This window comes from Rhizobium alarense (assembly GCF_021555155.1).
Classification (GTDB): Bacteria; Pseudomonadota; Alphaproteobacteria; order Rhizobiales; family Rhizobiaceae; genus Rhizobium_D; species Rhizobium_D alarense.
In genome coordinates this window covers 1-1,179 of sequence record NZ_JAKGBU010000180.1, presented here as the reverse complement: position 1 = coordinate 1,179, position 1,179 = coordinate 1, and the positions used below count along the sequence as shown (strand labels likewise).

General features: G+C 64.0%; 1 protein-coding gene. It reads left to right on the top strand.

Annotated features, from left to right (window positions below; translation table 11 throughout):
- Complete coding sequence (tuf, locus tag LXM94_RS25880) at positions 1-1,176, top strand: elongation factor Tu (RefSeq protein WP_235774760.1); 1,176 nt, start codon at positions 1-3, stop codon at positions 1,174-1,176.
- The last annotated feature ends 3 nt before the right edge of the window (positions 1,177-1,179 follow it).

The window sequence follows — 1,179 nt, the reverse complement described above, 5'->3', positions numbered from 1 at the left end:
ATGGCAAAAGGTAAGTTTGAGCGCAATAAGCCTCACGTGAACATCGGCACGATCGGTCACGTTGACCACGGCAAGACGTCGCTGACGGCGGCGATCACGAAGTATTTCGGCGAGTACAAGGCGTATGACCAGATCGACGCTGCGCCGGAAGAAAAGGCACGCGGCATCACGATCTCGACGGCGCATGTCGAATACGAGACGCCGGCCCGTCACTATGCGCATGTCGACTGCCCCGGCCACGCCGACTACGTCAAGAACATGATCACCGGTGCGGCGCAGATGGACGGCGCGATTCTGGTGTGCTCGGCGGCCGACGGCCCGATGCCGCAGACGCGCGAGCACATCCTGCTCGCCCGCCAGGTCGGCGTTCCGGCGATCGTTGTGTTCCTGAACAAGGTCGACCAGGTCGACGACGCCGAGCTTCTCGAGCTCGTCGAGCTGGAAGTGCGCGAACTGCTGTCGTCCTACGACTTCCCGGGCGACGACATCCCGATCGTCAAGGGTTCGGCGCTTGCCGCCCTTGAAGATTCGGACAAGAAGATCGGCGAGGACGCGATCCGCGAGCTGATGGCCGCCGTCGACGCCTATATCCCGACGCCGGAGCGTCCGATCGACCAGCCGTTCCTGATGCCGATCGAAGACGTGTTCTCGATCTCGGGCCGCGGCACGGTGGTGACGGGCCGCGTCGAGCGCGGCGTTGTGAAGGTCGGCGAGGAAGTCGAGATCGTCGGCATCCGCGCAACGTCGAAGACGACGGTGACGGGCGTCGAGATGTTCCGCAAGCTGCTCGACCAGGGCCAGGCGGGCGACAACATCGGCGCGCTGATCCGCGGCGTGAACCGTGACGGCGTCGAGCGCGGGCAGATTCTCTGCAAGCCGGGTTCGGTCAAGCCGCACAAGAAGTTCAAGGCCGAAGCCTATATCCTGACGAAGGAAGAGGGCGGCCGCCACACGCCGTTCTTCACGAACTACCGTCCGCAGTTCTACTTCCGCACGACGGACGTGACGGGCATCGTGACGCTGCCGGAAGGCACGGAAATGGTGATGCCGGGCGACAACGTGACGGTTGACGTCGAGCTGATCGTGCCGATCGCCATGGAAGAGAAGCTGCGCTTCGCCATCCGCGAAGGCGGCCGCACCGTCGGCGCCGGCATCGTCGCATCGATCGTCGAGTAATCG

Coding starts and splice junctions, on each gene's coding strand:
- tuf (WP_235774760.1), top strand. CDS start 1: ATGGCAAAAGGTAAGTTTGAGCGCAATAAGCCTCACGTGAACATCGGC.